This window comes from Peribacillus simplex (assembly GCF_001542915.1).
In the GTDB taxonomy this organism is placed as follows: Bacteria; Bacillota; Bacilli; order Bacillales; family DSM-1321; genus Peribacillus; species Peribacillus simplex_B.
The window spans coordinates 53,842-79,187 of sequence record NZ_LNNH01000019.1; the positions used below are offsets into that span (position 1 = coordinate 53,842).

The 25,346-nt window shown below is 45.2% G+C and carries 20 protein-coding genes; 1 reads left to right on the forward strand and 19 read right to left on the reverse strand.

Features of this window, described 5'->3' with window-relative positions:
• Positions 1-67 precede the first annotated feature (67 nt).
• From mutM to AS888_RS11100, 10 genes are all read right to left on the reverse strand, one after another.
• On the reverse strand, positions 68-898 hold the full coding sequence (mutM, locus tag AS888_RS11050) for a DNA-formamidopyrimidine glycosylase (RefSeq protein WP_061142210.1): 831 nt from the start codon (positions 896-898) through the stop codon (positions 68-70).
• A gap of 19 nt (positions 899-917) precedes the next feature.
• Positions 918-3,542: a DNA polymerase I gene (gene polA, locus AS888_RS11055; RefSeq protein ID WP_061142211.1), complete on the reverse strand. Its 2,625-nt coding sequence runs from the start codon at positions 3,540-3,542 to the stop codon at positions 918-920.
• 128 nt (positions 3,543-3,670) lie between these two features.
• Entirely contained in the window at positions 3,671-4,603 is a 933-nt protein-coding gene (hflC, locus tag AS888_RS11060) for a protease modulator HflC (protein ID WP_061142212.1), read from the reverse strand.
• Positions 4,600-5,631 carry an FtsH protease activity modulator HflK gene (gene hflK / locus AS888_RS11065; protein WP_061142320.1) on the reverse strand — a complete coding sequence of 344 codons (1,032 nt, stop codon included), beginning with the start codon at positions 5,629-5,631 and terminating at the stop codon, positions 4,600-4,602. Before hflK ends, hflC begins: the two co-directional genes overlap by 4 nt.
• 250 nt (positions 5,632-5,881) lie before the next feature.
• Positions 5,882-7,660 (reverse strand): two-component system histidine kinase PnpS, encoded by a 1,779-nt coding sequence (gene pnpS / locus AS888_RS11070; protein ID WP_061142213.1) that lies wholly within the window; start codon positions 7,658-7,660, stop codon positions 5,882-5,884.
• The gene (locus tag AS888_RS11075; RefSeq protein ID WP_061142214.1) at positions 7,657-8,376 is read right to left on the reverse strand and encodes a response regulator transcription factor; all 720 of its coding nucleotides are present in this window, start codon (positions 8,374-8,376) and stop codon (positions 7,657-7,659) included. The genes pnpS and AS888_RS11075 overlap by 4 nt, the downstream gene beginning before the upstream one ends.
• A gap of 235 nt (positions 8,377-8,611) precedes the next feature.
• The gene (mdh, locus tag AS888_RS11080) at positions 8,612-9,547 is read right to left on the reverse strand and encodes a malate dehydrogenase (protein ID WP_061142215.1); all 936 of its coding nucleotides are present in this window, start codon (positions 9,545-9,547) and stop codon (positions 8,612-8,614) included.
• 124 nt (positions 9,548-9,671) lie between these two features.
• A complete protein-coding gene (gene icd / locus AS888_RS11085; protein WP_260320185.1) occupies positions 9,672-10,985 on the reverse strand; it encodes an NADP-dependent isocitrate dehydrogenase in 1,314 nt (437 codons plus the stop codon).
• 95 nt (positions 10,986-11,080) lie between these two features.
• Positions 11,081-12,196, reverse strand: a complete 1,116-nt coding sequence (gene citZ, locus AS888_RS11090; RefSeq protein ID WP_061142217.1) for a citrate synthase — start codon at positions 12,194-12,196, stop codon at positions 11,081-11,083.
• 539 nt (positions 12,197-12,735) lie between these two features.
• Positions 12,736-13,197 (reverse strand): DUF441 domain-containing protein, encoded by a 462-nt coding sequence (locus AS888_RS11100; protein ID WP_061142219.1) that lies wholly within the window; start codon positions 13,195-13,197, stop codon positions 12,736-12,738.
• Between the two features lie 185 nt (positions 13,198-13,382).
• On the opposite strand from AS888_RS11100, the gene ytvI reads away from it, so the two are divergent.
• Positions 13,383-14,510 carry a sporulation integral membrane protein YtvI gene (gene ytvI, locus AS888_RS11105; protein WP_061142220.1) on the forward strand — a complete coding sequence of 376 codons (1,128 nt, stop codon included), beginning with the start codon at positions 13,383-13,385 and terminating at the stop codon, positions 14,508-14,510.
• Between the two features lie 85 nt (positions 14,511-14,595).
• Here ytvI and aceA read toward each other — a convergent pair whose 3' ends face one another.
• From aceA to ystJ, 9 genes are all read right to left on the reverse strand, one after another.
• A complete protein-coding gene (gene aceA, locus AS888_RS11110; protein WP_061142221.1) occupies positions 14,596-15,879 on the reverse strand; it encodes an isocitrate lyase in 1,284 nt (427 codons plus the stop codon).
• 37 nt (positions 15,880-15,916) lie between these two features.
• On the reverse strand, positions 15,917-17,509 hold the full coding sequence (aceB, locus tag AS888_RS11115; RefSeq protein WP_061142222.1) for a malate synthase A: 1,593 nt from the start codon (positions 17,507-17,509) through the stop codon (positions 15,917-15,919).
• Positions 17,510-17,850: 341 nt separating this feature from the next.
• Positions 17,851-18,243 (reverse strand): FxsA family protein, encoded by a 393-nt coding sequence (locus AS888_RS11125; protein ID WP_061142224.1) that lies wholly within the window; start codon positions 18,241-18,243, stop codon positions 17,851-17,853.
• A gap of 81 nt (positions 18,244-18,324) precedes the next feature.
• A complete protein-coding gene (gene pyk / locus AS888_RS11130; RefSeq protein ID WP_061142225.1) occupies positions 18,325-20,085 on the reverse strand; it encodes a pyruvate kinase in 1,761 nt (586 codons plus the stop codon).
• Positions 20,086-20,204: 119 nt separating this feature from the next.
• On the reverse strand, positions 20,205-21,164 hold the full coding sequence (gene pfkA / locus AS888_RS11135; RefSeq protein ID WP_061142226.1) for a 6-phosphofructokinase: 960 nt from the start codon (positions 21,162-21,164) through the stop codon (positions 20,205-20,207).
• Between the two features lie 272 nt (positions 21,165-21,436).
• Positions 21,437-22,435 carry an acetyl-CoA carboxylase carboxyl transferase subunit alpha gene (gene accA / locus AS888_RS11140; RefSeq protein WP_061142227.1) on the reverse strand — a complete coding sequence of 333 codons (999 nt, stop codon included), beginning with the start codon at positions 22,433-22,435 and terminating at the stop codon, positions 21,437-21,439.
• On the reverse strand, positions 22,432-23,295 hold the full coding sequence (accD, locus tag AS888_RS11145) for an acetyl-CoA carboxylase, carboxyltransferase subunit beta (RefSeq protein ID WP_061142228.1): 864 nt from the start codon (positions 23,293-23,295) through the stop codon (positions 22,432-22,434). Before accD ends, accA begins: the two co-directional genes overlap by 4 nt.
• A gap of 90 nt (positions 23,296-23,385) precedes the next feature.
• Positions 23,386-24,015, reverse strand: a complete 630-nt coding sequence (locus AS888_RS11150) for a FadR/GntR family transcriptional regulator (protein ID WP_081092399.1) — start codon at positions 24,013-24,015, stop codon at positions 23,386-23,388.
• A gap of 5 nt (positions 24,016-24,020) precedes the next feature.
• Entirely contained in the window at positions 24,021-25,262 is a 1,242-nt protein-coding gene (gene ystJ, locus AS888_RS11155; RefSeq protein ID WP_061142229.1) for an NADP-dependent malic enzyme, read from the reverse strand.
• Between the last annotated feature and the right edge of the window lie 84 nt (positions 25,263-25,346).

The following is a 25,346-nucleotide window of genomic DNA, read 5'->3' on the forward strand; positions in this document are numbered from 1 at the left end:
TCCTTCCTTACTCGTTGCTACCCTAGTATATGGAAGGAGCCCATCCGATGTGTGTGAAATGCATGAGCTAAATTAACGGCTGGCATCGTGGGCAAATATGTGTGCCGCGCCCTGCTACAACCAGCTTTTCAAGCGGTGTGCCGCATGTTTTGCAGTCCTCGCCCTTTCGCCCGTAGACATTCAATTCCAACTGAAACATGCCGATTTGCCCTTGGGAATTGACATATGAACGAATCGTGCTTCCTCCCTTTTCGACAGCTTCACCAAGTGTGGCAATGATTTCAGCATGCAGTTTTTCGATTTCTTCCAAGGAGAGTGAGGAGGCTATCCTCTCCGGATGGATGCCGGAACGGAATAACGACTCGTCCACATATATATTCCCGATTCCCACGACAACCGTTTGGTCAAGGAGCACAGGCTTGATTTTCCTGTTCGTCCTGGCCAATTTAGCCCGAAGTCCCTCGACGGTGAAATCCTCGGATAACGGTTCAGGCCCCAAATGCAGCAAAGGCAACCGCTCCAATTCCTCGCCTTTGGCAAACAGGTGCATCGTGCCGAATTTACGAACATCGCGGTAGCGAAGCTCACTGTCGTCGGTGAACGTGAAAATCACATGTGTATGCTTATCATAAGGTTCTTCCTTTTGATGCACCCCGTATTTGCCTTCCATCCTTAAATGCGAAACCATCGAATATTCATCCAAGGTGAAAATCAGGAATTTGCCCCGCCTGCCGATTTGATGAATCGTCTGTCCCTTTAAGGCATGCTGAAACTGTTCGATCGGCTCGGGTGCTTTAATGATTTTTGGCCAGAAGACGGACACTTCCTTGATTTCTTTTCCAAGGACAAGCTGCTCTAACGTTCTTCTGACTGTTTCCACTTCTGGAAGTTCTGGCATTACTATCACCTATCTTTTCTTATTTGGCATCAAACCATGTTGGCCCGAAGGCATAATCCACTTTAAGAGGCACGTTCAATCCGATGGCATTTTCCATTTCCTCTGGAACGATCACCTTCAGGATTTCGAGCTCCTCCGGCGGAGCTTCAAAAATCAATTCATCATGCACCTGTAGGAGCATCCTCGTCTTGAGCCCCTCCTTGATCAGGCGCTTGTTCATGTTGATCATCGCAAGCTTGATGATATCCGCGGCACTTCCCTGGATCGGCGTGTTCATCGCCGTACGTTCCGCAAAGCTCCTGATGTTGAAGTTCCTGCTCGTAATCTCAGGTATATAGCGCCTTCTTTGCATGAGGGTGGTGCTATATCCTTTTTGGCGGGCTTCATGGATGCTTTCTTCCATATATTCCTGTACACCCGGAAAGCTTCTTAAATACTTCTCGATGAACTCCCCAGCTTCTTTTCTCGTAATGCCCAGGCTTTGTGATAACCCGTAATCGCTTATTCCATAAACAATTCCGAAGTTGACCGCTTTGGCTTGGCGTCTCATGTTCGATGTGACTTCCTCCGCCGATACATGGAAGACATCCATCGCCGTTCTTGTATGGATGTCCATCCCAGCCTGGAATGCTTCCACAAGTCCGCTGTCATTGGCGATGTGTGCCAGCACGCGTAATTCGATTTGCGAATAGTCAGCCGCGAAAATGATCCAATCCTTCTCGGAAGGAATGAAAGCCTGCCTGATTTTCCTTCCTTCTTCCAGCCTGATCGGAATATTTTGCAGGTTGGGATCTGTCGAGCTTAAGCGGCCTGTCTGGGTCAAGGCTTGGTTGAAACGGGTGTGCACCTTATCCGATTTGCCATTGACCACTTTAAGCAAGCCTTCGATATATGTGGATTGAAGCTTCCCAAGCTGGCGGTACAGCAATATTTCCTTCACGATATCATGCTTGCTCTCCAGTTTTTCCAGCACATCAGCGGAAGTGGAGTAGCCTGTTTTCGTTTTCTTCATGACCGGGAGCTCCAATTTTTCAAAAAGGATGGCTCCAAGCTGTTTAGGTGAATTGATATTGAAAGCTTCGCCAGCCAAATCAAAAATCCTCGCTTCGATCGTTCTTAAGCGTCCAGCCAATTCCTGCCCCATATTTTTCAGACGGCCAATATCCACCTTTATGCCTTGCCATTCCATGTTTGCCAGGATGATCGATAATGGCAGCTCAAGGTCCGTCAATAAATGAAATTGCTCAAAATCATGAAGCCTATCAATCATCGGTCCTTTCAAAGAAAGGATCGCCTTCGATTTTCTGGCAATATGCTCGCTTAATTCAGCTTCACCAGGAATCATGCGTTTTGCGCCTTTTCCATAGAACACGTCATCGGTTTCAAGACGGATCGCGCCTTGGGTTTTCGTGATTTCCGCCACTTCATCCACTGACTCCGCAGGATCCAGGATGTAAGAGGCCAAAAATACATCAAAATCGATGCCCTTTATTTCGACTCCCCGATGGCGGAGTGCCACGACAGTTCGTTTCGCATCGAAAACCGTTTTCTTTTTCGTTTCATCCTCGGCCCAGGATTTGAATGCCGCGGAGTTCAAAGCACTATCACCATGGAAATAGAAATGACCAAGCTCATTACTGATGGCAATCCCGATGATGTCGGCACGATGATAATTATCCTCTAGAATTTCCACATATAGAGCACTTTCATCCGCATACATGCCTTCCGTCATTTCCGCCGTCTTGACCTCGATCTTTTCCTGCTCAAGCGGGACAGTTTCCGCAACATCCAATTTATCGAGCAAGGTCGAAAAGCCCAGCTCTTTATAAAATGAAATGACCCGATCCTGATCGATCCCGCTGTACTCGGTCTCGTTCAGGGAAACTTCAATCGGCGCTTCCCTCGTTATCGTGGCAAGCTCCTTGCTTAAAAGGGCCAGATCTTTATGTTCTTCTATCTTCTCTTTCAATTTTTGTCCGCTTACCTCTTCAATCGACTGAAGAAGGTTTTCTACCGTTTCAAATTGATGCAAGAGCTTAAGTGCGGTTTTCTCGCCAACGCCCGGTATCCCGGGGATATTGTCGGAAGCGTCTCCCATCAGCCCCTTTAAATCTATGATCTGCAATGGGGATAGTCCGTATTTTTCGTGTATATGCTTTGGTGTATATTCCTCGATTTCAGTAATTCCCTTTTTCGTGATCGAAACCGTCGTACTAGGGGAGGATAGTTGCGTCAAATCCTTATCACCGGAAATGACCTTGACCTCGAAGCCGTCTTTTTCTGCTTGTAACGACAGTGTACCGATGATATCATCTGCCTCATAATTCTCCAGCTCATACCTTTTTATTTGAAAACAATCGAGCAGCTCGCGAATGAAGGGGAATTGCTCGGACAATTCCGGGGGCGTTTTTTGGCGTCCGCCCTTATATTCCTTGAATGTCGCATGTCTGAATGTCGTCTTGCCCGCATCAAAGGCTACCAGTATGTGCGTTGGTTTTTCCTCTGCGAGTATGCGGTTGAGCATCATCGTGAATCCGTAAACGGAATTCGTATGCACCCCTTTATCATTATTCAGGAGCGGAAGCGCAAAAAATGCACGGTAAGCAATGCTGTTTCCATCTATGAGTACTAATTTTTTATCCATATCCGTCTACCTCCAGACCAACAGGTTTATGTATTTTCAGCTTCTATTTATATCGCAAAAAAAGCCGTTCATTTTCTCCCTCTATTCTACCATGAGTAGAAGCGGAAAGAAAAATGACGGCTATGCGGTTATTTTGTATTTCCCATTAACAAGCTTGCATAGGGGGAATCCGACGGGAGAACGATGACCGTTTGATCGCCAATCGTCTTTTTGTAGGATTCAAGAGTCCGGTATAGTTTATAGAATTCCGGATCCTTGGAAAATGATTTATTATAGATTTTCGCTGCTTCCCCTTCTCCTTCTGCCCTGATCACTTCGGCATTCGCCTCCGCAGTCGAGAGCAACTCCTTCACCTTCCGATCCGTATCCGCAACGATCCGGTTCTTCGTCGCGTCACCTTTGGAAAGGTACTCTTGCGCTTTCGATTCACGTTCGGAAATCATTCTCTTGAAAACGGACGCTTCATTTTCAGCAGGCAAATCCGTCCTTTTTATCCGGACATCCGTCAAGCTGATGCCATAATTGTCATTTTGGAGCAGCTCGTTGACCTTTTCCGTTATGCGGTCATTTAAACTTCCTCTGGACGACTTCTCATCATTGATGATTTCATCATAATTCAATTGGCCCAGCTCTGAACGAACGGCTGAATAGATGAACTCCTCCATTTTCGTTTCCGCATTTTCAAACGTCCTTGCATTTGTAATCAGCTTCTTCGGGTCTTCGATTCTCCAAACTGCATAGTTATCGATCAGCATCCGTTTTTTATCTTTCGTATTGATTTCCGCCTCGGATACATCCGAACTCATTTGGTACTTCGGCAAGGTCATGACACTTTGGATGAATGGCACTTTCGCCTTTAATCCCGGGGTCTTATCGATCCTAACAACCTCACCGAATTGACGGACGACTTTATATTCCCCTTCTTTGACGATATAGACATTGGTGAAGACGATCAGCAGCAGGACGATGAAGATAATGAGGAAGATGCCGATCCTGAAATAGCCCCTCCAATGAAAATCGCCTTTTTTCAGCTCAGTGAAATCGATTATTTTCCCGCTCATCGTTGTGCGCCCCCTTCCGCTGTCGCTTTTTCCTCCGATGGATTCTCCTTCTTCGCTTCCATATCGGCAGCATCCTCTTCAGGAGCCGGCGCTTTTTTCGTTTCCTCTTTTTCAAGGGAACGAAGCGGTAAATATTTCATCGTATTTCCATCATCATTCATGATATAAATCTCGGCATTCGGCAATACTCCCTCTAGGGTCTCAATAATAAGACGGTCCTTCGTAATTCCCTTATTGCCTTTATACTCACTATATAGTTTTTCAAAAACCGCCACATCCCCGCGAGCGGCCTCGGTACGGGCAGCTTTATCCCCATTGGCCTGCGAAAGGATGGCGTCTTTTTCCCCTACCGCTTCATTCATCCGTTTATTTTCATATTTATCGGCTTCGTTTCTTTTCGTATTGGCCGTTTCACGGGCATCCGTCACATTCGTAAACGCTTTCCGCACTTCTTCATTCGGTAACTCCACATCCTGGAGCTTAACTGCTGAAATGGAAATCCCAACATCATACTTCTCCATTAGCTGGGTCAATAATTCCCGTACATCCGCTTCGATTTTCGCTTTCCCGGAAGTGAGTGCATCATCGATTTTCGTGCTGCCGATGATGCTCCTTAATGCAGCGGAAGTGGTGTCATACAATATTTTTTCCGGATCATCTGCATTGTATAGATATTTTGGAGGGTCGGTGATTTTCCACTGAACAACCAGGTCGGCCAGCACGATGTTTTCATCACCCGTAATCATTTTCGTCTCACTCGGGTAGTCCTTCACTTCTCCGTCCTCTTCCTTATATCCGAACTTAAGGCTGAATGTTTCTTTCGATAGCTTCTCAACCGATTGGATCGGCCAAGGCAGTTTAACGTGAAGACCTGGTTCCGTGATCGTCTCCTCCACCTTACCGAACGTCATGATGACAGCTTGATCGGACTCATCAACCGTGTACCAGGTCGTTATCGCAACAACCCCCAAAATTATAATAAGAAAAACAAGTCCTGTGATCGTATAGATCCTTTTTAAGCTAATGATAGGTATCACCCCTTCTTTGCCGTTATATCTTATTTACGCAAAGAAGGGTCTAAAGTTTCATGAAAATGAAATATTTGCCTAATTAAATTGCCGTGAGATAACTCCAGTCGCAAATGCCCAAAATAAAAGACAGAGACGCTTTGTCTCTGTCCGTGCTTAACTCCTTGGATGAGGGGTTGTACAATCATTGTACCCCGCCATTATGAAGTCCATTTTAAGGAATTGTAAACGCTATGTAAATTACCGCGAATTACATTTTTCCTTTTAAGCTTTTATTTAGCGTAACCGTAAATGTCGTTCCCGCGCCAGGTGTGCTTTCCACTTTGATTTTCCCTTTATGGACTTCAATGATATGCTTGACGATCGCCAGCCCAATTCCCGTTCCGCCCGAATCACGGCTCCTCGCCTTATCAATGCGGTAAAACCGTTCAAAAATCCTCGGCAATTCCTTTTCGTCGATTCCGATTCCATTATCTTGAACGGTGATGTCCACAGTCTGTTCATGTTCAATGACATTGACGGATACCCTTCCGCCATTTGGCGTGTAGGTCAGTGCATTCGTTATCAAATTAATGAACACCTGTTTGATCCTGTCCGATTCCCCTTCAACGAATACCGGGTTCTGTGATGAATTGATCTGAAGCATTACTTCTTTTTGCTTCAGCTTTCCTATAAGCATCTCCTGTATTTCACCAAGGACTTTCGTCATGTCAACGACGCCTGCTTTCAGAACGAATTCCTGCTGCTCCATCTTGGATAAATTCAAAAGCTCCTGAATGAGTTCCTGCAGCCGGTCGCTTTCTTTCAAGATGATCGATAAAAAGTGCTTCAAGGTTTTTTCGTCTTTTAGGGCCCCATCCAATAAGGTTTCCGAAAAGCCTTTGATGGAAGTGATCGGAGTCCTCAATTCATGGGAAACGTTGGCGACGAAATCCTTGCGCATTTGCTCGAGCCGCTTCAATTCGGTGATATCATGGAAAATGAGCAGGATCCCCTTCCATTCGTCATGATTCCCGATGATAGGCGCCCCATATATTTCAAAGTGCTTGCGCTCGATGGCAAGCGGTATCTTCACCTGGCGTTTTATCGTTTTTTCGGTTCGGAAAATCTCTTCGATGATCGAGATGACTTCCTGATCTTTAATGACCGAATAATATTCCTGAAACAAAAACGTAGCGGCATCCACACGGAAGCTTTTTTTGAATTCTCGGTTGATTACGGTGGTATAGCCCTTACTGTCTATAAGCAGGACGCCGCTTCCGATATTTTCAACAAGCGTTTCCAAGCGATCCTGATTCATTTCCCTCGCTATCTCGGTTTCTTGCAGGTTCCTTGCCAATATGTTCAAGGACGTCGTCAGCATCCCCGTTTCATCCGAATGCCGTTCCAATGTCCGAGTCCCATAATTCCCTTTGGCCAATTCAATGGCTGCCATCGTCGCTTCCTCGATCGGCCGGGTATAATAAGAAGTGATTTTACTGGCAAGCATGAGAATGATGATCAAGGCCACACCTAAACAAATGATCAAAATTTGCCACATTTGCTTATTCACCTGATGAATGGCTTCGATTTCGTTGCTATGTACGACAAAACCTTCAATCTTGCCATCCTTTTCAATCGTCTTCCAATAATAATGAAGGTCCGAGTCCCCTTCAACCACTTCATACCCTTCCCCATGCTTACGCCCTTTTTCCAACGTAATTTCACGAAGGACATTTGCGTGGTTCTTGAGTATCTCATTGGATGAAGTCGAATCGTATAATATCTCCCCGTTCGTTGAGAGAATGGTTAAGTTCGAATCCAGGAGGGGCGTCAGCTTTGCCGTTTTCCCTTTTTCCAAAAAGGAGTCGATCCCCCCATGTTCTTGAATATATGTAGATATGAAAAATGTTTCATTCTGTATACGCTCATTAAAAGTTTTAATATAATAGCTTTTGAACAAATGTCCCAATAAAAAGCCCACGGCCATCAGGACGACCATCACAAGCGTGATGAGGGTAAACAGGAGCTTTTTACGATAGGTTGTCATTCCTTTTTCGGCTCCTCAAGCTTATAGCCCAAGCCCCTGATCGTTTTGATATATAAAGGTTTTTTTGTATCTTTCTCGATTTTTTCACGAAGGTGGCTAATATGCACATCGACGATCCGGGAATCCCCCGCAAAATCATAATTCCATACTGCACTGAGCAGCTGGTCCCTCGTTAATACCCTTCCTTTATTCTTCGCCAAATATAATAGTAATTCAAATTCCTTTGGTGTCAATTCCAATTGCTGTTCATCAAAGAATGCTTCGTATCGATCAGGAAACACTTTCAATTCCCCCAACTCCAAGAGACCATCTTCCTGATCCTGACCTGCCTCACTTCCATTGGATTGCAGCTGCGACCTTCTTAGTATGGCTTTAATTCTTGCCACAACCTCACGTGGACTAAATGGCTTGGTTAAGTAATCATCAGCTCCAAGTTCAAGTCCCAGTACTTTGTCAAATTCATCGTCCTTGGCTGTCAGCATCAGGATCGGTATATTGATTTTCTGCTGGCGGAGCTGTTTACATACCTCAAGCCCATCCATTTTCGGCAGCATCAAATCCAATACGACCAAATCGGGACGTACATCCACAGCAGCCTGAAGGCCTTCTTCTCCATCCAAAGCCGTGATCACCGAATAGCCTGCTTGTTCTAGGTTGTACTGAAGTAAGGTAACGATTGATTGTTCATCATCCACTACGAGAATTTTCTTTGACATTAGATCCTCCTGCAATATGTATTACCCCATAGACCAAATTCTTCAGTCTACTCATCCAATTCCATTATAAAGAATATTATCTGAAATTTACACATAAAAAAAATCATCGATCCGATTCCACTTTTTCATTGTCCCCAATCAGTCGGGTAAAAAAACAGCCCGAATATGGGGAGATAGGCATTGGCCTACCCCCCATGTCCGGGCATTTGATATCAAGGGAACCTACACGTCTCCCTTACTGAAGGACTTGCATGACTGCTTTAACTGAGTCAACCGATTTGGAAAGCGCCGCTTTTTCGTCGTCAGTCAATTCAAGTTCAATGATTCTTTCAATGCCGTTAGCACCTAATACAGCCGGCACACCGAGGTAAATTCCTTCGAATCCGTATTCACCTTCAAGATAGGCGATTGACGGAAGAACACGGCGTTGGTCTTTGAGGATCGCTTCAGCCATTTCCACCAGGGACGCAGCAGGTGCATAATAGGCGCTGCCGTTTCCAAGAAGGTTCACGATTTCCCCGCCGCCAGTACGGGTGCGTGCCACGATTGCATCCAAACGTTCTTGGGGGATCAATGTTTCCAAAGGAATACCGCCAGCATAAGAATAACGTACAAGGGGAACCATATCATCCCCGTGTCCGCCAAGTACGAAACCAGTCACGTCCTTAACGGACAAGTTCAATTCCTGTGCTACGAATGTTCGGAATCGGGCTGTATCAAGAACACCTGATTGCCCAATAACACGCTCCTTTGGGAAACCTGATTCTTTATAAACGGTATACGTCATGGCATCCACTGGGTTGGTCAAAACGATGATGGTTGTATTCGGAGAATGTTTAACCACTTCTTTGGTTACGGATATCATAACTTTTTGGTTGGTTTGAACTAAGTCGTCACGGCTCATACCTGGCTTACGAGCAATACCGGCAGTGATGATGACTACGTCGGAATCCTTTGAATCGGCATAATCGGAAGTGCCGGTGATGTTAGCGTCGAAGCCCAGGACGGGACCTGCTTCCGCCATATCAAGCGCTTTACCCTTTGTAGGGCCTTCAGCTTGCGGAATATCGACTAACACGATATCGCCAAGTTCTTTTTGGGCTGCCAGGAATGCTGCCGTGGCACCCGTGAAGCCTGCACCGACCACTGTGATCTTTTTACGCTTAGACATATCATTTCCTCCTTGAATTGACTAAATTTTCGGAATACTTACAACGTCCTCATGTACACATATAAGCCTTCCGGAAAAGAACCCGCAGAGGAACTTTTCCGGAAAGCATCATAAGCAAAGATTATTATTTAAGGTTTTTGATAAGCTCGTCAGCGAACTCGGAACATTTAACTTCTGTTGCACCTTCCATTAGGCGGGCAAAGTCATATGTAACAACTTTAGAAGCGATCGTTTGTTCAACTGATTTCGTGATGCTGTTAGCAGCTTCGTTCCAGCCAAGGTGTTCAAGTAAAAGAACGCCTGAAAGAAGAACGGAAGATGGGTTAACTTTATCAAGGCCAGCATATTTCGGAGCCGTTCCGTGAGTTGCTTCGAAGATGGCATGTCCAGTTTCGTAGTTGATGTTTGCTCCTGGAGCGATACCGATTCCGCCAACTTGTGCAGCCAATGCATCTGAGATGTAATCTCCGTTCAAGTTCATTGTTGCAACAACATCAAACTCTTTAGGACGAGTCAGGATTTGTTGTAAGAAGATATCAGCAATGGAATCCTTAACGATGATTTTGCCTTCAGCTTCAGCAGCAGATTGTGCTTGGTTAGCAGCTTCAGTGCCTTCTGCGTCTTTAATTTTGTCATATTGGTTCCATGTGAACACTTTGTCGGCGAATTCTTGTTCAGCAACTTCATAGCCCCAAGTTTTGAATGCGCCTTCCGTGAATTTCATGATGTTGCCTTTATGAACAAGCGTTAATGATTTACGGCCTTCTTTGATCGCATAGTTAAGCGCAGAGCGAACAAGACGTTTTGTTCCTTCTTCGGAAATCGGTTTGATCCCGATACCAGAAGTTTCTGGGAAACGGATGTTTGTCACACCGAATTCAGTTTGTAGGAAATCGATTAATTTCTTCGCTTCATCAGAACCTTTTGCATACTCGATGCCTGCATAGATATCTTCAGTGTTTTCACGGAAGATGACCATATCAGTGTCTTCCGGACGTTTTACTGGAGAAGGTACACCTTCAAAGTAACGTACTGGGCGAAGACATACGAATAAGTCCAATACTTGACGCAATGCAACGTTCAATGAACGGATACCGCCACCGATTGGAGTTGTAAGAGGTCCTTTAATCGCGATCAGATATTCGTTAATGACATCTAAAGTTTCTTGCGGAAGCCATTCGCCTGTTTGGTCAAATGCTTTTTGTCCAGCTAAAACTTCTTTCCATTCGATTTTCTTTTCGCCATTGTAGGCTTTTTCAACTGCTGCGTCCAAAACGCGAGAAGCTGCTGCCCAGATATCAGGACCGATTCCGTCTCCCTCGATATAAGGAACGATTGGGTTGTTTGGCACGTTAAGAGCACCGTTAGTAACTGTGATTTTTTGGCTTTGTGTCATGTCTCTTACCTCCGATTCAAATTCAAAGGTTAGATGGTCCACCTTTAAAGCAGGCAGCACCACTAACCCATTTTACTCACATCTATTAATTTACTACAAATCCGTTGAAATAAAAATAAGTTTCGAAAAACTTTTACTTAGCGTTTTTCAATCGGTACGTATTTTTGCATACCTGGTCCAACATAGTCTGCACGCGGACGGATCAAACGGTTGTTGGAATATTGCTCAAGGATATGAGCGATCCAGCCTGAAGCACGGCTCACAGCAAAGATTGGTGTAAATAGGTCGTGCTCGATACCTAAACTATGGTATACCGAAGCGGAATAGAAATCCACGTTTGGCGGAAGATTTTTTTGACCCGTTACGATGTCATTGATTTTAATGGACATATCATAATATTGAGGTTGTCCAGTAAGCTCCGTCAATTTTTGGGACATTTCCTTAAGGTGCTTGGCACGCGGATCGCCTTTACGGTATACACGGTGGCCAAAGCCCATGATTTTTTCTTTATTGGCTAATTTTTCGTTGATGTAAGGCTCTACATTTTCAACGGAACCGATTTCCGTAAGCATTTTCATGACTTGTTCGTTAGCTCCGCCGTGAAGTGGGCCTTTTAAAGCGCCAAGGGCAGAAGTAACACCGGAATAGATATCGGATAATGTAGCCACACAAACACGTGCCGTGAATGTAGAAGCGTTCAATTCATGGTCAGCATGAAGGACCAACGCTTTGTTGAATGCTTCTTCTTCGATTGCCGTTGGTTCATTGCCGCTTAACATATATAAGAAGTTAGCAGCAAAGCTTAAATCTGTACGCGGTGCAATCGATTCTTTTCCTTGACGGATACGAGCGAAAGTTGTTACCAATGTAGGGATTTTAGCTTGGATGCGGATGGCTTTACGATAGTTAGCTTCTTCACTCATTACGTCTGCCTCTTCATCATATAGACCAAGTAGGGAAACGGCTGTGCGAAGAGCTCCCATTGGGTGCACTTTATCAATTGGGTAAGTTTTGAAATGATTAACCACTTCAGCTGGAATTTCAGCATTTTCAGCAAGTTGTTTAGTCAATTCTTCTAATTGGCTTTTGGTCGGAAGAGCTCCGTGCCATAATAGATAGATTACTTCTTCGAATGATGCATTTACAGCCAAATCGTCGATGTCATAACCTACATACGTTAATGTATCATCGATGATGGAGCTTACTGATGAAGTTGTTGCTACCACACCTTCAAGACCTTTTGTTGCTGTCATACTAAATCTCTCCTTTTCCTGAATATTCCCCTATGTCCTTGCTCATTGCGTATAAATATAGCGCTTCCAAGAGATTAGCTATTGAATACAACCATCTATTTTTTAGCAGAAGACATACATCTTAATGTTGGAAGCGTTCACAGAAATAAAACCCCACAATAGTAAAATGTACGCTAAACCTTAAGATAAGATCTAAAAATTTAATGCTTGTAGCCATTCCTAGTGAGCGCTTGCTCAATAACTACATCTTTTTTAAGATTCCTCAAAATATCATGGATATTCTGAATCCCAATTTTAATAATCCTGAGCAGTTACAACATTATTATAAACAATAAACACTTTTTTGGGAATGAAAAGCACTTAAAATGTGAAAAAATTATTATTTTATCAGAAGAATTAGCTACATATTCTCTTGCATTTTCAAAGAAGGCCTCTAACGTTTTTTCGAGAATTCCGTTACAAAGCAGAATAAATGAAACATTAAATAGAATAATTCCATTTCCATGACGGTCGAGGTTTTTGTTCATCCGCTTCCTTCTTCATTTGAAAAAATTGAAGATTTGCATGCATAAATAAGCAATGCCAGCCCCGATTAACGGACCAACGGCAACGCCCTTGAATAAGGCTACCGCAAGAATCGTCCCAAAAACAAGGGCCGTGGTGATGTGGGGATCATGTGATAATAGTGTAATCCCATTTTTTGCTATAAGCGCAACCGCTATTCCGGATGCAAGCGCGATCCAGGCATACGGGGATTTAACCGCATCTCCGAGCTCCTTGAACCCGATTGCCCCATTCGCGATCGGTATCAATACGGAAATGGTGATGATCGTGACCCCCAAATTGATTCCTTTCGCCTCGAGATAGGGGAAAACCTTAGCGTCAAGACCAACCACTTTCATGATCAGCAGAAAACCTGCAGCCATGATCAGCGATGTATTTTTCCCGAACCAGCCGATCGCTGCAAGCAATATTAAAAATGCGATAGGTCCGTTTACCATTATGCCTTCGACTCCATTCTTTTTATTATTTTATTATTTTAACATAGCAAATTTCCTTCTTTCCTTGTTAAAGGAGAGGACAATTTGTGTAAATAGTTACATCGAAGGACGAAAGAATCTTTCCTTTCATTTCCATTCTCGTTACAATTATAATACAAACTTTATGATTGAAGGAGGATATGTCTTTGAATCCAGTTTATATGTATCGCTTCATTCGTTCTTTGCTCGTCATCGGCGGGGTGATTTTAGGTGGGATTGCCTTGTTTTATTTGTCCAAATATACATATCCATTCATCATCGCCATGGTAATCGCATTCTTGATGAATCCGCTTGTCACTTTCTTCGAAAAGAAAGGCAGGTTACCACGGGGGTTTGCCGTATTCGTTTCCCTCTTACTCATTTTTCTGATATTTGCGGGGCTCATCACTCTGCTGGTAACCGAAATCATCTCCGGTACCAATTACCTTGCAGGAGTCATCCCTGAACATATCGAAACGATCGTGGACTATGTAGAGTCCTACATCGCCACCACCATCATCCCTTTATACAACCAAATCGCGGCGATGTTCAATAATTTGGATGTCGACCAGCAGGATACCGTCCTCAAGAATATCCAAAACATCGGCGAATCCATCACTACAGGAGTAAGCGGGTTCATTCAAGCGTTCTTGAAGAACATTCCCACAATCATCGGCTGGTTCCCAACCACTGCAACAGCACTCCTTTTTACGCTGCTGGGCACTTTCTTCATCAGCAAGGATTGGGACACCTTTGGCAGGATGACCAGCAGTGTGCTGCCCGATAAGATTTTTTCAGGTGCCAAGCGTTTGTTCAGGGACTTGAAACGGGCCTTATTCGGCTTCATCCGTGCACAATTCACGCTTGTCTCATTGACGACTGTCACGATTTTGATCGGGTTTCTCATTTTAGGGGTTAATTATTCGATTACGATTGCCCTCATTTGCGGCTTGGTCGATATCATTCCTTATTTAGGGACGGGCACGATCTTCATTCCATGGATCATTTTCGAGTTCATCGTCGGAAATACGAGTCTTGCAATCGGTTTGTCGGTGCTTTACATAATCGTGGTCGTCCAACGTCAGTTGATAGAGCCCAAGGTCCTCTCTTCCAGTATCGGACTCGATCCGCTTGCCACTCTCATCGCCCTGTTCATCGGCTTCAAATTGATCGGGTTCCTAGGACTGATAGCTGGCCCTGTCGTACTCGTGATCTTCAATACTCTTCAGCGGGCCCATGTCTTCCAGGCCATTTGGACCTTCATCATCGGCGCGGATACAAAAAAGACCACATAAGTACATCACCAATATATAGATAGCATTCTCCTGATATCATATAAAAATCCGCCTCGGATCGAGGCGGATTTTTTATATATCAAGCTTATTTCGAAGTCTCGAATTGCTCTGCTTCAGTAGAACCGGCAAGTGCCGTCGTGGACGAGGTTCCTCCTGAAACGACTTGTGCCACTTCATCGAAATAACCCGTTCCCACTTCACGTTGATGACGTGTTGCCGTATACCCTTCCGCTTCACTGGCGAACTCAGCCTGCTGCAGTTCAGAGTATGCAGCCATTCCGCGCTCTTTGTAACCTAGAGCAAGATTGAACATGCTGTGATTCAATGAGTGGAAGCCTGCAAGTGTAACGAATTGGAATTTGTAACCCAATTTACCTAATTCGACTTGGTAGGTAGCAATTTCTTCATCGCTTAATTTCGCTTTCCAGTTGAATGATGGTGAACAATTGTAAGCTAGCAGTTTCCCCGGGAACTCTGCATGGATCGCTTCCGCAAAACGGCGGGCATCAGCCAGATTAGGTTCCGAAGTCTCGCACCAGATCAGGTCGGCATACGGTGCATATGCCAAACCGCGTGCAATGGCTTGGTCCAGACCTGCATTCGTACGGTAGAACCCTTCTGGAGTCCTTTCACCTGTAATGAAAGGCGCATCCACCGGATCGATATCATCGGTAATCAAATCGGCAGCATCTGCATCCGTACGAGCAATCAAAATCGTCGGTGTCCCCATTACGTCGGCTGCCAAACGGGCGGAAACCAAATTACGCACGGCCGTTTGGGTCGGAAGAAGAACCTTGCCGCCTAAGTGACCGCATTTTTTCTCGGAGGAAAGTTGGTCTTCAAAGTGAACGCCAGCTGCTCCGGCTTCGATCATGCCTTTCATTAATTCAAAAACATTAAGCGAGCCGCCAAAGCCAGCCTCAGCATCCGCCACGATTGGAGCGAACCAATCAATATCATTTTTCCCTTCAGCAAAGCTGATTTGATCTGCACGCTGAAGGGTCTGATTAATGCGTTTAACCACTTGCGGCACGGAGTTGGCCGGATATAGACTTTGATCCGGGTACATTTGCCCGGCAATGTTAGCATCGGCTGCCACTTGCCAGCCACTAAGGTAAATCGCTTTTAAACCGGCCTTCACCTGTTGCATGGCCTGGTTGCCAGTCAACGCTCCCAATGCATTGATGAAATCCTCCGTTTTCAAAAGATTCCATAATTTTTCGGAACCACGACGGGCCAATGTTTGTTCGATATCGATCGAACCTCTTAATTTAATCACTTCTTCAGCCGTATAAGGTCGTTTGATCCCAGTCCACCGTGAGTCGTTTTCCCAGCTTTGTTGTAATTGTTGCACTCTTTCATTCGTCATTGTCATTTCCCCCTGTTTTATATGAGTATTTTAAAAATTAAGATAATTGCTCGTATGCCGGATTGGTTAAGAAATCAGCAAACTCATCAGCTACAATCAATTCTTCAAATAGTTTAGTAGCTTCTGCGAACTTTCCTGTTTGGAAGGTTTCTTCCCCTACCTCCGTTTTAATGGCCGCCAATTCCTCTGCTTTGATTTGGTGGAATAATGCCTCGTCTATGTTCCTGCCATCATCGAGAATCCCTTTTGGATGGCGGATCCATTGCCAAACTTGAGCTCTTGAAATTTCGGCCGTCGCTGCATCTTCCATTAAGTTATTAATCGGAGCTGCCCCTCTGCCGCTTAACCAAGAGGCAATATATTGGATGCCTACATTAATGTTCGTCCTCAATCCTGCTTCAGTGATGGTTCCTTCGGGTACTGCGAGTAACTCTTGCGCCGTTACATGGACATCTTCACGTTTCCGGTAAATTTGGTTCGGTTTCGGTACAAGCAGGTCAAATACTTCTTTCGCCGTACTTACCATACCTGGATGCGCCACCCAGGTTCCATCGTGCCCGTCCCTTGCCTCGCGCTCCTTATCGGCACGGACTTTCGCAAAAGCCTCGTCATTCTTGACCGGATCATTTTTCACCGGGATTTGTGCGGCCATTCCGCCGATAGCCGGAGCATTTCGAGTGTGGCATGTTTTGATAGCCAATAAAGAATATGCCCTCATGTTCGGTACAGTCATCGTGACCTGAAGGCGATCAGGGAATATGACATCATCCGAGTGACGGAATTTTTTCAGGAAACTAAAGATATAATCCCAGCGTCCACAGTTCAGGCCAGCCGAATGCTCTTTCAGCTCGTACAGAATTTCGTCCATTTCAAATGCGGCAAGAATCGTTTCAATCAACACCGTAGCCTTGATGGTTCCTTGCGGGATTCTCAAATCGTTCTGTGCATATACGAAAATATCATTCCATAGTCTTGCTTCCAGATGGCTTTCCATTTTGGGCAGGTAGAAATATGGGCCGCTTTGTTTTTCCATCAATGCTTTAGCGTTATGGTAGAAGTAAAGGCCAAAGTCAAAGATGCTTGCTGATATTGGCTGTCCATCCAAAAGAACATGTTTTTCTTCTAAATGCCAGCCGCGGGGCCTTACCTTCAGTACAGCTGTTTTTCCCTTTAATTCATATACTTTCCCATTTTGATTATCGAATGAAATCGTACCCCTGATTGCATCGCGCAAATTCAGCTGACCATCCAGGCAATTTTCCCAAGTGGGTGAGTTGGCGTCTTCAAAGTCGGCCATAAAAACATTGGCACCGGAATTCATCGCATTGATGATCATCTTACGGTCGACTGGCCCGGTAATTTCAACCCTGCGGTCTTGCAGGTCGTGCGGGAGTGGGGCAATGGTCCAATCACTTTCGCGAACATGCTTCGTTTCTTCAAGGAAATCAGGGAGCTTGCCTTGATTCAAGTCTTCTTGAACGCTAAGGCGCCGTTCTAGAAGTTCCTTTCTTCTTTCACCGAAATGCCGCTCGATCCTTTCAATGAATTGTAGAGCTTCCGCTGTAAGTATTTGTTCATATCCCGGCTTAACGTTGCCTGTAATTTGTAAGCCTTTTGCTTCCGTAATCATGTTGCCTCTCCACTTCCTTTCCAATTCCCCTATGTTATAATACAGTTGTTTCATTTCCTGTTTGTATTATATAACACATTGTATAAATTTGTCACCAGTTTTTTCTAAAAAATTCAGAAAAATGAGAACAAGGTAAAAAAAGCCTCTTTTATCAACGTTTTCACTAGGCGTTTCCCCACTATTCAGCCATTCCATGTCATTCTTTAGCGGTGAAAACAGAGCGCGATTCCTCCCATGAAATAAAAAAACATCCCTGGAGATACTCCGGGATGCTTTCATTGATTTCCTTTCCCAAAAATAAAAAGGCTGTTTAAAAGCGTGAGCCCTTAAACAGCCTTATATTACTTATGCCGGATGACGGTGACTTTTCCTTTGTTCATCCTGTTCATAAAAAAACGGATAACGATCGGTTTGAGGAGATTCCGGGTTGGCGGAAACACAAGGATCAATCCCATGATATCCGAGATGAGACCTGGGGACAGCAGCAGGGCAGCTCCGATAAAAATACAGATCCCATCAATGATTTCATTTCCAGGCATCATTCCATAACGGATCTGTTCCTGTGCCTTTCTCCAGGTTTCCATCCCTTGCTTTTTAGCAAGATAGGCTCCGATTAAACCAGTGGCTATGATCAGGAACAACGTAGGCCAAAAGCCAATCACCTTTCCTGACAGCAATAGGACAATGATTTCAACGACCGGCATCGCAATGATAAAGAATAAAAAATATCTCATTTACTTTCCTCCTGCACAGCCCATTTCTGGTACGGTACACCCATCTTACCTCATCGGCTGGAATGAGCCAAAAATTTCATTCTATAAAACGTTGGCATGTCCATCATAAATGACGCCACGGCCTGAATCGACAGTTACTCTTTGTCCATCCTTGAAGGCTTTGGTCGCGTCTTCAGCGCCCACGATGACAGGAATGCCCAGAGTGACGCCCACGACAGCGGCATGACTTGTCAATCCGCCTTCTTCGGTAATCAATGCTGCACATTTTTCAATGGCCGGCATCATATCCCGATCGGAACCGATCGTAACCAATACGGATCCTTCCGTTACTTTTTCCAAAGCTTCCTTGGCATTCTTCGCTATGACCACTTGGCCTTTTGCGGATTTCCTGCCGATTCCTTGCGCCTTCAAAAGAACCTCTCCCAATACATGAATCTTCATCAGGTTAGTCGTACCCGTTTCACCGACAGGGACGCCGGCAGTTATGACCACTAAGTCTCCATGTGATACTAAACCTGAGTGCAGGCTTTCATCGATCGCCGTTTGAAGCATTTCATCCGTAGTTGTCGCCTTCGGTCCGATTTGCGGATAAACTCCCCAAGCTAACGCAAGGCTTCTAGAAACATGGTCATTGGACGTAACCGCAATGATTGGTGCTTTAGGGCGATATTTAGAAATCATCCTTGCCGTATGACCGCTTTCGGTAGGCGTGATGATCGCTCCGGCATTAAGATTAAGTGCAGTATGGGCAACCGACTGACCGATGGCATCCGTGACATTATGACGGTTCACTTTACTTCTGATTGATAATATATCCCGATAATTAAGCGCTGATTCAGCACGTGATGCTATGTTATGCATCGTTTGCACCGCTTCTACAGGATAAGTTCCCGCAGCTGTTTCTCCTGACAGCATGATGGCATCCGTTCCATCAAAGATGGCGTTGGCGACGTCACTTGCTTCAGCCCGTGTCGGCCTTGGGTTACGCTGCATGGAATCAAGCATTTGTGTAGCCGTAATGACCGGTTTTCCGGCGTTGTTGCACTTTTTGATCATTTGCTTTTGGACTAGCGGCACTTCTTCAGCAGGAATTTCCACACCCAAGTCTCCGCGAGCCACCATCAAGCCATCTGAAACTTCGAGGATTTCATCAAGACGGTCGACGCCTTCCTGGTTTTCGATTTTAGGGATGATTTGAATATGCTCCGCTCCATTTTGCTGCAGTAATTCACGGACTTCAAGGACGTCGGAGGCTCTCCGTACAAATGATGCCGCGACAAAATCGATACCCTGTCCTATCCCAAACAAGATATCCTGTTCGTCTTTCTCCGTGATGCCTGGCAGATTGACCGACACACCCGGCACATTGACACCTTTTTTGTTCTTCAGGGTACCGCTATTCAATATTTTTGTATGGATTTCTTTTCTTGCTTCATCAATCTTCAATACTTCAAGACCGATCAATCCATCATCCAACAGGATTTTCGATCCGGTGTGGACATCATGAAGAAGTCCTTCATAAGTAATGGAAAATTTCTCTGGCGTTCCAAGCACTTCCGTCATGGAAATGATGACTTCGTTACCGGCTACTAGCTCCATGGAATCGTTCTCCATGTTATTGGTGCGTATTTCAGGTCCTTTTGTGTCCAGCAGGATCGCTACCTGTTTCCCTGATTTTTCGCTAGCTTCCCTTATGTTGCTGATTCTGGCGGCATGTTCTTCATGATTGCCATGAGAAAAGTTAAGCCTAGCCACATTCATCCCCGCTTCTATTAATTGAACCAGCTTTTCGATGCTTTCACTTGCGGGGCCGATCGTACAAACAATCTTGGTTTTTCGCATGGTGTGCTCCTCCTTGAAAACTCGCCGCCTGTCCAACTTATGGAGACAGGGGCGTAGTGTAATGTGTCTCTACTTTTTTACGGAATTCTTCAATCTGTTCATTGGACGATACTGATTGCCTAGATGGATAGCTCGGACGATAAATCATACATTTTCTTGTCGATTGTATGCTGTTTACCTAGGACATCGATGATACCATGGTCGACAAGTCGATTCTGTTCTATCCCGACAGCCCGGCCCCCTTTGCCCTCCAAAAGCAATTCCACGGCTCTGGCACCGAGTCTGCTTGCCAGGACACGGTCGTTTGCGGAAGGAGATCCGCCCCGCTGAACATGGCCAAGAACCGTCACGCGTGTTTCGACTCCTGCCTTTTCCTCAATTTTCCTGGAAACATCGACAGCACTCCCGACACCTTCCGCAACGATGATGATACTATGTTTTTTGCCGCGTTCATGCCCGCGATTCAACTTCCCGACCAAATCATCCATATCGTAATCATACTCCGGGCAAAGGATCGTTTCCGCCCCTCCGGCCAGTCCGGCCCAAAGTGCGATATCCCCAGCATTTCTTCCCATTACTTCAACGACATAAGTGCGTTCATGAGAAGTCGCCGTATCACGGATTTTATCGATGGCATCAATGACGGTATTCAGAGCCGTATCGAAGCCGATCGTAAAGTCTGTCCCAGGTATGTCATTATCAATCGTTCCTGGAACCCCTATACAAGGAAAGCCCCTTTCAGTCAATGCCTTGGCTCCCATGTAAGAACCATCGCCGCCTATTACGACAAGGCCCTCGATCCCAAATTTATTCAATTGTTCTATTCCTTTTAGCTGGCCCTCCTCTGTCTTGAAATCGAGACAGCGAGCTGTATGTAGCATCGTACCCCCGCGATGGATGATATCACCGACAGATCCAAGTTCAAGCTGCCTTATATCCCCGTTAATCAGCCCCTGATAGCCATGATAAATCCCGAAGACCTCCATTTCATGAAAAATGGCTTTCCGGACAACCGCTCGGACTGCCGCATTCATGCCTGGAGAATCTCCTCCGCTTGTCAATACACCTATTCTTTTCATAAATGTCACCTCTCTACAACACTAATCAAATTTAAGCCCTTATATACCATTGTACCCTTTTTCAAGCTTCAATAAGCAGTAACTATTTCAACTTATGGTCACTTGATGTTATTAGACTAACCGATTCTGTTCAGAAATTGAAGTAATATGGCGCAAATCTTTACATTCTTCATACAATCATAGCTTTAGGGTTGGCCACCGACGTACCACTCCGTAGGAAAGGCTGAAAAAACGTGTTGCCCCAGGCAGCACGTTTTTTCCTTTACAGATGTTTATGAATGCTGTTTTACGTCCTCAGGTTTCCCCTCAGATTGTTTTGCGAATTCATATTCACCGATTTTCTTGAATTTCATGTAACGTTGGTTGATGAGATCTTCACTTTTCAATGGGAGGAGCTCATTAAATGAACGTTTCAAGGTTTCCTTTATGGCTTCTGCCTGAACATTTGCATTCCGGTGGGCGCCGCCTTTTACTTCCGGGATGATTTCATCGATGACCCCTAAGCGATTCAGGTCAGGAGCCGTAATCTGCATCGATTCAGCAGCTCTTTTAGCCTGGGAAGCATCCTTCCATAATAACGCAGCAGCCCCTTCAGGAGAAATGACCGAGTATGTTGAATTCTCAAGCATGAAAATCCGATCTCCAACTCCAAGTGCCAAGGCACCGCCACTTCCGCCTTCGCCGATGACGATGCTGATGACCGGCACCTTCAGCCCGGCCATTTCAAAAAGGTTTTTAGCAATGGCTTCGCTTTGACCGCGTTCTTCTGCAGCCTTCCCAGGGAATGCTCCCTTCGTGTCGATGAAGCAAATGATCGGCCGATTGAATTTTTCCGCCTGTTTCATCAATCGCAGCGCTTTTCGATAGCCCTCTGGATGGGGCATGCCAAAGTTACGACGGATATTCTCCTTCGTATCCTTGCCGCGCTGATGACCGATGACGGTCACGGACCGCCCATCGAACTGGGCGATGCCAGCGACAATCGCCTCATCGTCCCCATAATAACGGTCACCATGAAACTCGATGAAGTCATTGAATAATAACGGGATGTAATCAAGCGTTGTCGGGCGGGCCGGATGACGGGCAATCTGCACTCGATCCCACGGTTTTAAATGATCATAAATATCCGCTTCCAGCTTTTCCAAACGTTTTTCCAGGGTTTCGATCTCAACCGTAAGATCCACGTCAGCATTTTTCGTAAGTGCCTTCAGCTCTTTAATTTTATTTCTCAGTTCCGTAACGGGACGCTCGAACTCTAATTCATATATCATGACCATTCACCACCCGGGGCATGGATTTTTAGGATCGTCGTCAAGGTTTCTTTCAATTCAGTACGCTTAACGACCGCATCCAATTGACCGTGCTTCATCAGAAACTCGGCCGTTTGGAAGTCTTCTGGAAGTTCTTCATGGATCGTCTGTTCAATGATCCTGCGCCCGGCAAAACCGATCAAGGCACCCGGTTCAGCTAGGTTAATATCACCAAGTGAAGCGAAGCTTGCCGAAACACCGCCCGTAGTTGGGTGGGTCATCATCGATACGATCAAGCCGCCTTCATTGCTGAACATCTTGAGGGCAGCGCTTGTCTTGGCCATCTGCATCAAGCTCAGTACGCCTTCCTGCATCCGGGCGCCGCCAGATGCTGTAAATATGATGAACGGGATCTTCAATTCACCTGCGCGTTCGATGGCACGGGTAATTTTTTCGCCAACGACCGACCCCATGCTTCCCATCCGGAAATTGGAATCCATGATGGCTGTCGACACTTGGTACCCATTGATGGTCCCCACTCCTGTAACGACCGCCTCGTTAATTTTGGCCTTCTTTTTATCCTTCTCCAATTTGTCCAAGTAGTCCGGGAATCCAAGCGGATTGACGGATATCATTTCTTTATCGAATTCCTTGAAACTGCCGGCATCAAATAAACATTCGATTCGTTCATGTGAAGACATCGAATGATGGAACCCGCAGCGGAGGCAGACTTTCTTGTTTTTCAATAATTCTTTTGTATACATGATTTTTTTACAGCCGGGGCATTTAGTCATAATTCCTTCTGGTACATCTTGTTTCTCCCGATCTAAAGGAACCGTTGCATATTTCTTCTTAGACTTCGCAAATAGCTCTTTAAGCAAGCTTAATCCTCCCTTTACCACCAATTATCTGTTTTATGATACTTGGTACAAACTATATCAGAAATGAAATCAGTATCGTGTAAAAAGGTGTCACTCGTCCTTCGACATATTTCTGATTCTAATAAGATACGTTTCGATAGCTTTTTCTTCATCCCGTTCGAGCAAATATGTAAGAAGTGACAGATAATCTTCTTTTTCCACATTACCCAGCACCATCTCTGATGTTCTAGCATAGCTGTTGACAATGCGCCAGATTCTTTCCAGTAATCGGTTTCGGTTCAATATCGCAATTCTTAAGAAGAAGTCGTCATCACGGAACTCCTCCGCTTTGACCCAGCTCACCAGCCGCTTGATTTCTTCGGCCGTTGTGAAGAAAGCGACGATCCTCAAACAGTCGATTTCAATCAACCGTTTCGTCTCAGCCAAATCTTCTTGTACCTTTTTGTCTTGCAAAAAAAAGGTTCCCAGAAGCTCGACTAGCTTATGCTCCTGGAAATCCCTGATAAACGTCCCTTCACCACGCCTCGTCTCTATCAATCCTAATAGCTCCAAGGCACGCAATGCCTCACGGACTGAGGAACGGCCGACATTCAAACGATCCGACAGCTCCCTTTCCGAGGGGATTTTATCCCCTGGCAAGAGGCTGTCCGCTTCAATCATTCTACGAAGGCTCTCAACGACATCGAGATAAATTTTGGATGAAGAAGTACGATCCTTCAAATTAATTATTCCTCACTTTTTCCAATGATCGCTAATTTCCTTGTTTTTTCTTTAATTTCCTCAGGATCGACATGAATTCTGGCCACTCCCGTTTCCATTGCTGCCTTCGCAACAGCAGAGGCAACGGCAGGAGCCACCCTCTCATCAAAAGGAGCAGGAATCACATAATCTTCATTCAGCTCATGTTCTTGTATTAAACCGGCAATAGCCTTTACAGCCGCCACCTTCATCTTTTCATTGATATGTGTCGCACGTACATCCAATGCTCCGCGGAAAATCCCCGGAAATGCAAGAACGTTATTAACCTGATTCGGGAAATCCGAACGACCCGTACCTACCACTCTTGCACCTGCAGCTTTCGCATCTTCAGGCATGATTTCCGGATCCGGATTGGCCATCGCAAAGATGATCGCATCCCGGTTCATCGTTGAAACCATTTCTTTAGTCAATGCACCTGCGGCAGAAACGCCAATAAACACATCAGCGTCATGGATGACCGCTTCCAAAGGTCCTGAAACCTTATTTCGATTGGTCACTTTGGCCACTTGTTCCTTGATATCATTCATGCCTGTCGAACGGCCCTCATAAATGGCACCTTTCGTATCACACATGATGATGTCACGAACGCCATAGCTATAAAGCAATTTAATGATGGCGATGCCGGCAGCTCCAGCCCCATTCGCCACCACTTTTATTTCTGATATCGATTTATTGACAAGACGTAATGCATTTACAAGACCGGCAACAGTTACAATCGCTGTACCGTGCTGATCATCATGAAAAACAGGGATGTTCATTTCTTTCTTGAGCCGTTCTTCGATTTCAAAGCAATTCGGTGCAGCGATGTCCTCTAGATTGACTCCTCCGAATGTTGGCTCGAGTAATTTAACGGTCTCTACAATTTTATCCACATCCGTCGTTTTTAAACAAATTGGAAAAGAGTCCACTCCCGCAAAGCTTTTAAATAAAACGGCTTTACCTTCCATGACTGGTAAAGCGGCCTCCGGACCTATGTTCCCAAGCCCCAGCACAGCCGTCCCATCGGAAATCACTGCGACGGTATTCCCTTTCATCGTGTAATCATAAACGGTTTCCGGCTTATCGTAAATTTCTTTACAAGGTTCTGCAACGCCAGGAGAGTAAGCGAGGCTTAAATCCACTGCATTCCTAACAGGCACTTTCGAAACTGTTTCTAATTTCCCTTGATTCAAGCGATGCATATGTAAAGCTTCTTCTCTTAATGACATATTTTCACTCCTAAAACGAATTGGGCAACCCGGATATTATATGCTGAAATCTAGTGGTCAGACCACAGCGGCCTGTTTTCAATA

What these genes read in the sequence shown, in the direction of transcription:
- pyk (WP_061142225.1), bottom strand. Translation starts at nt 20,085, where the DNA reads ATGCGAAAAACCAAGATTGTTTGTACGATCGGCCCCGCAAGTGAAAGC.
- AS888_RS11100 (WP_061142219.1), bottom strand. Translation starts at nt 13,197, where the DNA reads ATGGTAAACGGACCTATCGCATTTTTAATATTGCTTGCAGCGATCGGC.
- hflC (WP_061142212.1), bottom strand. Translation starts at nt 4,603, where the DNA reads ATGAGCGGGAAAATAATCGATTTCACTGAGCTGAAAAAAGGCGATTTT.
- citZ (WP_061142217.1), bottom strand. Translation starts at nt 12,196, where the DNA reads ATGACAGCAACAAAAGGTCTTGAAGGTGTGGTAGCAACAACTTCATCA.
- ystJ (WP_061142229.1), bottom strand. Translation starts at nt 25,262, where the DNA reads ATGTCATTAAGAGAAGAAGCTTTACATATGCATCGCTTGAATCAAGGG.
- AS888_RS11075 (WP_061142214.1), bottom strand. Translation starts at nt 8,376, where the DNA reads ATGTCAAAGAAAATTCTCGTAGTGGATGATGAACAATCAATCGTTACC.
- pfkA (WP_061142226.1), bottom strand. Translation starts at nt 21,164, where the DNA reads ATGAAAAGAATAGGTGTATTGACAAGCGGAGGAGATTCTCCAGGCATG.
- AS888_RS11125 (WP_061142224.1), bottom strand. Translation starts at nt 18,243, where the DNA reads ATGAGATATTTTTTATTCTTTATCATTGCGATGCCGGTCGTTGAAATC.
- accA (WP_061142227.1), bottom strand. Translation starts at nt 22,435, where the DNA reads ATGATATATGAATTAGAGTTCGAGCGTCCCGTTACGGAACTGAGAAAT.
- mutM (WP_061142210.1), bottom strand. Translation starts at nt 898, where the DNA reads ATGCCAGAACTTCCAGAAGTGGAAACAGTCAGAAGAACGTTAGAGCAG.
- aceA (WP_061142221.1), bottom strand. Translation starts at nt 15,879, where the DNA reads ATGACGAATGAAAGAGTGCAACAATTACAACAAAGCTGGGAAAACGAC.
- mdh (WP_061142215.1), bottom strand. Translation starts at nt 9,547, where the DNA reads ATGTCTAAGCGTAAAAAGATCACAGTGGTCGGTGCAGGCTTCACGGGT.
- pnpS (WP_061142213.1), bottom strand. Translation starts at nt 7,660, where the DNA reads ATGACAACCTATCGTAAAAAGCTCCTGTTTACCCTCATCACGCTTGTG.
- polA (WP_061142211.1), bottom strand. Translation starts at nt 3,542, where the DNA reads ATGGATAAAAAATTAGTACTCATAGATGGAAACAGCATTGCTTACCGT.
- aceB (WP_061142222.1), bottom strand. Translation starts at nt 17,509, where the DNA reads ATGATTACGGAAGCAAAAGGCTTACAAATTACAGGCAACGTTAAGCCG.